The organism is Thermogutta sp., assembly GCF_039793925.1.
Classification (GTDB): Bacteria; Planctomycetota; Planctomycetia; order Pirellulales; family Thermoguttaceae; genus Thermogutta.
This window is the reverse complement of sequence record NZ_JBAMME010000283.1, coordinates 20437-27283: the sequence shown is the minus strand read 5'-3', so window position 1 is coordinate 27283 and position 6847 is coordinate 20437. Positions and strand designations below refer to the sequence as shown.

Here is a 6847-nt window from a genome sequence, read left to right as displayed (position 1 = left end):
CCTGCTTGTCAGGTCCGCCGTGTCAGGTTTGTCGTGCAACGTTCGATTATTCACTGCTTCCCCGCGGACTGAAGTCCCGCGCGGAAAGCGGGGCTAAAGCCCCGCACTCCACATGGAAATCACGGGTTTTCTGATCAAGTGTGTCAGTGCCGGCACAGGCGGTGGATTTTCCGGGCCTCTTCGAGCTGTACGACACATTCCACTACGCCGCGGTCGGGTTGCTTATAGAGGGGTAAAAGCTGAGGTGTGCAAGCTTCTTGAGAATGGAACCTGCGGCTTGAACCGAGGCTAGAGCGGCTTCACTGAAGGCGAAAGACGAGCGAATCGAGCGGGCCATTGAATTACGGCATCGGGCACCGCGGTGCAGCGTAACCTATTGCTCCAAAATAACTTATTGGAGGATAGGGGATTCGAACCCCTGACCTCTTGAATGCCATTCAAGCGCTCTCCCAACTGAGCTACCGCCCCGGGGCCTTCTCAAAGCGGGCGATGCGTGACATGCAGGAAACGTGAGGTAGCACTAAAGGGGGGATGATAGAAGAAATTGCGGTGTCGGCTATCCGAGATAGGGAAGAGAAGGCACAGCAATCGCCCCGCATTGCGGGCAACGCCACTCATTCCAGATGTCGAAATCCACTAGGATGGCCGCTGGAAATCGGCATTCCGGGCATTCTGACGCCCTTGCCCGGGTGATCTTGAAACCAAGGGCGATGTCTGACCACCACTTGGGCAACTCCACATTCCGGGGCCAACCGCGGGGCTTTGTCAGCCGACGCTTGAATTCCCGGTAGAAGGGGACTAGGGCGTCCAGAATGTCTTGAGTGACCGGCCTTTCACCGGGGAGTGAATGCCACACTTCCACCACACCATCCGGGCGGAGCCGGAGCCGGTAGCCGCCCCGCAGTAGCCAGCTTACCGCTTCCTGGAAATTTCGGAACGTTAGCCGGTGAACGTCTTCGATTCCCGCCTTCATGTTCATGGTTTCACCTTCCCCGTCAGAATGCAAACCCGTCCGCGCTCCCGTCTTCCATGGCCGCTTCGAACATTCTACGCCGCTCGGTACCTTTCGCCTTCCGCCGGTCTCGGTGCTCCTTGTGGCCCCGTGGGCTGGCGGTTCGGTTTTGTGCGTCATTCCCTGAGGAAGCGGGTTTTGCGGGTGTAGCTTCGACGGGTGCTGCTGCCCCGTCTTTCACCGCACTTTCGGGCTGTTCCAGGAGCCTGTCGATCGCTTCCGCCTGGTCACAGCTTTCCAATGGGGCGGGTTGTTGAAGCGCCTTAACGATCTCTTCCGCTTCCTGTTTGCGGGTCCAGTCTTCGCACGCCTCGGCGGCTCTTACCAGGTCATACCTATCCCGCTCCAGCCACTCCATGTACCGGTGGAAGTCCGTACGCCAAATCCAACGTACATCTTCCGCCTCGGTCACCCGGGGCAACCATTTCCCGAAAAACTCAGCTTGCCCATCCAAAGCCTCTCTCACGCGTAGCGGGCCGGAGTAGGTAAAACCCATCCACAGGTCTGCCACTTCCTTGGGAACCTCCCGCCTTAGTTCGCCTAACGCGCGGGCCGCGATTATGAAAGCGTCCCGAAATTTTTCCCACGCAACCGCCGCACCGCGGCGAACGTTGCGGTCCTCGGCGTTGATACGCTCCCAAAAGACTCACCAGTGCTCCAGGACGGCCGTATACAGTGCGGCCAGATTCCGAAACCGTTGGGGAAGGTCACTAGACACGTGTGCCACTCCACGCGAAAAAGGACGCCACACCACAGAAGGACGGGCGGCAGCCCGTGTGGCGGCGGGCTTTCGGGGCTAGCTTCCCTAGCCGCCCATCACACAACGTCTCTTTAATTCATTTTACCGGTTCTGATTGTCGTTACAAGATTTCGCTTTTACAATCCGCTCAATGACGACTAGAGTGCAGTGACCGGCTTTGCATTGCGGACAGGTGATCGTTGGGTCGGGGTTTGCATTTGCCTCGTCCTCGGATTAATATGTAGCCGGCCCGCAGTCGGACCGCATGGGCAACCACGGGCAACACTATTTGTTTAGATATTGGAGGAGCAGACATGCGGACACTTGGCAACGTGATCTGGTTTATATGCGGTGGCATTTGGGCAGGCCTGGGCTGGTGGATCGCGGGCATAATCTGCTACATAGGCGTGATCACGATACCTTTCGGTATCGCCTGTTTCCGAATCGCTCAATTTGCGTTTTTCCCTTTCGGCAAAGAGCTGGTCGATGCTCGGCTGCTGGGTGAGAAAGTGTCGGCGATGTCCACACTAGGAAACGTGCTGTGGTTTGTCCTCTGCGGCTGGTGGGTGGCCGCTGTTGAGGTCATTTGTGGACTGGCGTGCCTTGTGAGCTGTATCTTCGTCCTTCCTGTTCTGCTTGGGGCACCGGCTTGGGCAATCGCACACTTCAAGCTTGCCTCGGTGGCACTTTTTCCGCTGGGAAAAAGAATCGTGACAGTGGAAGAAGCCCAGCACCTCAGGAAGATGGCTGCGGAGAGAAAATTCTCCCACTTGGCACGCTGACAACAACAATGAGTGGCACACCTCTCAGTTTACCCTTATCGACGGCAACACCAATTTAGGCAAATTCCACTCTTGGCTGAGTCTGTGCAACTCCGTCTGCAAATTCTCGAAGTTCAGGAGCCGAACGTCGGCGCCGTTCGTCCAATAGTGCCACTACTCTTGTTCATAGGTCGGCCACATCGTTAACGCGAACATGTATTCAAGTGGCTCGGGCGATCTCAACACCTCTTTCCATGATGGTGAGAACATGTGACCTTGTCCGCTTTCTAGCAGATTCCGGTCCCTGTCGATGAGCTTTTGCAACGATGCTTTTATTTCCTTAAATGGCCGGTGTACTGCAAAGAATCTCATGCCCTCGCAGTCAATTCCGAGCAGACGCACCATGGCGCTGGCTGGTAAGTGACGCAGCCGTCCGAGGTCCCAACCACTGCCGACACCGAGAAAGGGTCGAAATGCGATGCTGATCGCCGTGCCACCGGTGCGCGGAACGTGAATGGAGCCAACACGGTATCCAAGATCATAAAACATCGTGACTACCCCTGTGATCCATGAACCCGTGCACTTAATTCGACAAGGCGCCTTGCAATTGCATTTAATGGATGCGGCCAATTCTCAGCACAGCGCTGATAGGCGTCGGGCAAAGCGAATCTTTTTTCAAACGGTATCTCACTGATGGCTACCGTTATAGAGGCGGGTGATAAAATATAACATGCACCAACCAGCTCACGAAACAAATATCGGAACCCACTGAAATGCACATATCGGTGAACGTGACGGTGATCATCACGCACCAGGTCCAATTGCTCTGGCGTCAACTTATCCAAAAATCTGCGGCGAACCGCATATCCACAACTATGGGGTCCGCGACGGACGGTCACCGGTTCAACCTCACGCCGCAATTCCGATGTCAAGACCGCGATTTCCACGGGCCACGCCACCAACATCACATCATCGGGCACATCTTGAATGAGATCATGAACGCTTGCAAACAACCAATCATCATCATCGATGAAAGCAATCCACTCTGCCTTCGCCTCGTCAAGGCTAGTAACCCGGGTGACCGCTGTCGTCGCTCCTGATATCTCGTACAGAAAACGGCGAAACTCAGTGTAACTGCCTGAACCAAACCACTCATCCCACGCACGCTGCATTTGTGCCACACACTCACGCTCACGTGGCCACGGGACACCGTCCAGACCCTGCGTTGCAGCACTGCGGCGAATAACAGATACAATCCGCTGAGCCTTCATGGCATATCCTGTCCGTCAGCACATCCACTGCTGCACATTGAAGACCAACTCGGCGGCTGGACACACAACGGGCATGTTGGCACGTTCGGCAATGATTTGTGCCTGTATAGGGTCGGATTCCACGTAAAAACGTATGTCGTCACTGGCCTTGAGTTGTCGAAGAATATTCGCCTTCCAATTGGCAATGTCTGTGGTTGATGCCCGGCGGGAAGATTCGGGCCATAAGATGAGACGACGAACATTAACCTCGTGCAAATGGAGCCATTGCATCGAGGCATCCCGATTTTGTTCACAGCGGGCCGACACGATTGTTATAGGATGTTTCCGAGGCAAATACAGGGCTTCCGCCGATGCAATGTGCCGTTGATATTCGGGGGTGTCATCCGCACAGTTGGGATCGACGCAGAGCACACCATCAAAGTCGAATGCCCCCCATTGCACAAAATAGGTGTTTGCAAAATTCCATTCCAGAACATGGGGCTTCGGCAACACCGCCGCGCACACGTCCACCCGATCAATCGTTTCCGGGGTTGCGTAAATCGCCGCAAATACGATTCGGGCATTGGGCAGGGCTGTCGCCACCAGGGCAAGGACTCGGGAGCTGGTATTGCCGCCGCAGATTGTGTCATCCACCAGCAAAACGTTTGTCAACTGGGCCGTCTTGCCGTGGTCGCCAAGGCGATAGCCCGATCCAAGGGCCGTTATGTGTTGCGACACAGGCGACACCGACAACAACGGTACATGCCACACGGCGGCCAGTATCGACGCAGGAATAAGCCCGGACCGGGCGACACCCACCACGCCGTCAAACCGATAAGGGGCCAGAATTCGGCCAAGGCGGAGCGTGTCTTCGGTCAAGCGCTGCAAGGTGATGAACGTTCCCTGCTTGATCTGAACGGCATCGACGTGAAGGGAAAGGGACGGCCTAACCGAACGATAACGGCACCCCAGCCGAAGGGCGGATTGCCGCCGTTGCTCGGCATCACATCCCGCCAGGAATTTCCGACAGCGACCGTTAGGCAGTAGATTCACACAATCGGTACAGGCTGCGTACGTGTGCGGATCGGGTTGTGGCATGAAATAGGGACATTTCCCAGTGTCCTGAATGCGCAACCATTCAGCAAACCGCTGTGGTTGCAATAATTCGCACCGACCGTTTCGCAACAATCTGCATCGTTCGCACTCTAGCATGCCTAGGCTATTCAAAAATGGGTATCAATACCGGAGTGAGCTGATCAAAGTTGGGAAATTCCCATTCATCGCATTCGTCACAGGTTATGCTTTGCAAAGCTGAATTGAAACACTGTCGCCTAACAGGCCCCGCCCACAGCAAATGGAAGGACACCGAATCGAAACAATTCGGAAATGGGGATTCCGCACCGAAAAGCATCCGTCGAGATATGACGCAATATCGGTGATTTTCCAGCCGGACCTGTAGCGTGAACGTTACATCCAGCCATAGGGGGATTCTATTGATCGACCACAGCAGGGGCATTAAGGACGTGGGTACGGACAGCCAGGAATCCCACGATACGATCCAGGAATAATCCCCGGCGTTTTCAGAACGACAGGTATGCACGTCACATGTGACCAGTTTGTGCCCGTAAATGCCATAATAGGTTTCGATCCATTGCCGCACCAGACCGGCCATTTGGGGAACGGAATAGATGCCCGGCGATAACGCATTGCCGTCCGCTGATGTTGTCTCGGTTGTCACCAATCCGACGCATTCCGTCAAGCCAAGTGGTGCGTACGGCGCAATGGCTCCAAACGGTCCCGGCAAACTGCTGAAACTCAACAACCAATAATCCGGCGGATGCGGATCGTGTTCTGGCCAATAATCGGCCGTGCAAATGGAATTAATGCATTCGTTCGGTAAAGCCGGGGCTTCCGGGGCTTGACAATAGCACAAGTCGGCGTATGCACTTACGAGACGCCCAATGGTAAAGAATTCGCCCACCACTGGGGCCCACATGAAGTTTTGAAGACCACCGAAGTCGTAGAGGCAGGCCGTGCCGTCAATGATCAGCCAGCCATCTTCCATCACGCCCGCATCACCCGGGCCATAGGACGCCGAAGCCCGGACGCCCACTTGGGTTTTGTAGTACTGGTTGCCATATTCATCAGCCCAGAAAAACTGTTTAACGCACACCTCGAAATGATAATCAGCATCCCCGTGGTTGTTGTCCCATTGCGCCAATCCTGGCAACGAGACTTCCGCCACCTGGCCGCCATAGCCGCATTCAAACATGAGATATGCCTTGGCAGCCGCGGCTTCGAACACGACCGAGAACTTATTTGCCGCACAACAGTCGCCAAATGAAACGGACGTGTAAAGGTTCGCTCCCAATGCGGTGCGAACGACCCACCGGGCTGACGCCCGCACGATCGGACGGTTGCTGATCCACTGGGGCAGCATTGTGGCCACAAACGGCAAATAGTTCAAATTCGTGATTGCCCCGCGGTAATCGATCCGGCTACAATCCACGGCCGGCAGTACAAGGCAGCACGGCTCATCCGGTCCCGCCACCCCAAAAATTTCAACGCGCGTCCCGCCAGCGAATGATACCTCGTCCAATCGCCATTTCAGGGCCGCGGTTGTCAAAATGATGGGGGCTTTTGCTTCCGTGATCAGATTACCGTTTTCGCCGTAAAACCGGGCGTATGCAACGGCAATGTTCTGTCCCTGAATTCGCCATCCAAAACCAATTTCCACGTGATACGCCCAAGGTAATGAGCTTAACGGAAGAGCAGCAATGGGGGCTTCGGACCCGCTCACTCCGATCCACAGAAACGCCATTTCGTTTGCGCTTTCACCGCCCCAGCGGACCGTAAATGTATCTTGGGGCGTATCGTAATAGACCGGGCGGAGTGTCAGCGCGGCGTGTGTAATCCCAGTTCCGTGAATTCGGACCACAAAGCCGTATTTGTGTTCGATTCCGGTAACAGTCCATGTCCAATTCGTACCGGAACCCTGCATATCCTGGCGCTGGGAAAAAGGCGTTTCCGAATCGTCGGCGTGTGCAATTAAACATCGTGGGCAACAGTGCCACATGGGTAGGGA

At 55.3% G+C, this 6847-nt stretch carries 7 protein-coding genes and 1 tRNA gene; 1 reads left to right on the top strand and 7 read right to left on the bottom strand.

Translation table 11 applies throughout. The features are described from left to right. Positions 1 to 395: 395 nt before the first annotated feature. From ABJK56_RS14565 to ABJK56_RS14555, 3 genes are all read right to left on the bottom strand, one after another. Positions 396 to 468: transfer RNA gene (locus ABJK56_RS14565), tRNA-Ala, on the bottom strand. Positions 469 to 556: 88 nt separating this feature from the next. Then, on the bottom strand, positions 557 to 979 hold the full coding sequence (locus tag ABJK56_RS14560) for a hypothetical protein (RefSeq protein ID WP_347245394.1): 423 nt from the start codon (positions 977 to 979) through the stop codon (positions 557 to 559). A gap of 16 nt (positions 980 to 995) precedes the next feature. Continuing rightward, a complete protein-coding gene (locus tag ABJK56_RS14555; protein WP_347245393.1) occupies positions 996 to 1523 on the bottom strand; it encodes a hypothetical protein in 528 nt (175 codons plus the stop codon). A 542-nt stretch (positions 1524 to 2065) separates the two neighbouring features. On the opposite strand from ABJK56_RS14555, the gene ABJK56_RS14550 reads away from it, so the two are divergent. Continuing rightward, positions 2066 to 2533 (top strand): YccF family protein, encoded by a 468-nt coding sequence (locus ABJK56_RS14550; RefSeq protein WP_347245392.1) that lies wholly within the window; start codon positions 2066 to 2068, stop codon positions 2531 to 2533. Between the two features lie 153 nt (positions 2534 to 2686). On the opposite strand, the gene ABJK56_RS14545 is transcribed toward ABJK56_RS14550, so the two are convergent. From ABJK56_RS14545 to ABJK56_RS14530, 4 genes are all read right to left on the bottom strand, one after another. Next, the gene (locus ABJK56_RS14545) at positions 2687 to 3061 is read right to left on the bottom strand and encodes a hypothetical protein (RefSeq protein WP_347245391.1); all 375 of its coding nucleotides are present in this window, start codon (positions 3059 to 3061) and stop codon (positions 2687 to 2689) included. 5 nt (positions 3062 to 3066) lie between these two features. Continuing rightward, complete coding sequence (locus tag ABJK56_RS14540) at positions 3067 to 3783, bottom strand: hypothetical protein (protein ID WP_347245390.1); 717 nt, start codon at positions 3781 to 3783, stop codon at positions 3067 to 3069. Between the two features lie 15 nt (positions 3784 to 3798). Then, positions 3799 to 4860 (bottom strand): phosphoribosyltransferase, encoded by a 1062-nt coding sequence (locus tag ABJK56_RS14535; protein WP_347245389.1) that lies wholly within the window; start codon positions 4858 to 4860, stop codon positions 3799 to 3801. 121 nt (positions 4861 to 4981) lie between these two features. Next, positions 4982 to 6838: a hypothetical protein gene (locus ABJK56_RS14530; RefSeq protein WP_347245388.1), complete on the bottom strand. Its 1857-nt coding sequence runs from the start codon at positions 6836 to 6838 to the stop codon at positions 4982 to 4984. Positions 6839 to 6847: the final 9 nt, after the last annotated feature.

Bases quoted from the DNA above. Each gene is read 5' to 3' on its own strand.
- ABJK56_RS14550 (WP_347245392.1), top strand. From the start codon at position 2,066: ATGCGGACACTTGGCAACGTGATCTGGTTTATATGCGGTGGCATTTGG.
- ABJK56_RS14560 (WP_347245394.1), bottom strand. From the start codon at position 979: ATGAACATGAAGGCGGGAATCGAAGACGTTCACCGGCTAACGTTCCGA.
- ABJK56_RS14535 (WP_347245389.1), bottom strand. From the start codon at position 4,860: ATGCCACAACCCGATCCGCACACGTACGCAGCCTGTACCGATTGTGTG.
- ABJK56_RS14545 (WP_347245391.1), bottom strand. From the start codon at position 3,061: ATGTTTTATGATCTTGGATACCGTGTTGGCTCCATTCACGTTCCGCGC.
- ABJK56_RS14540 (WP_347245390.1), bottom strand. From the start codon at position 3,783: ATGAAGGCTCAGCGGATTGTATCTGTTATTCGCCGCAGTGCTGCAACG.
- ABJK56_RS14530 (WP_347245388.1), bottom strand. From the start codon at position 6,838: ATGTGGCACTGTTGCCCACGATGTTTAATTGCACACGCCGACGATTCG.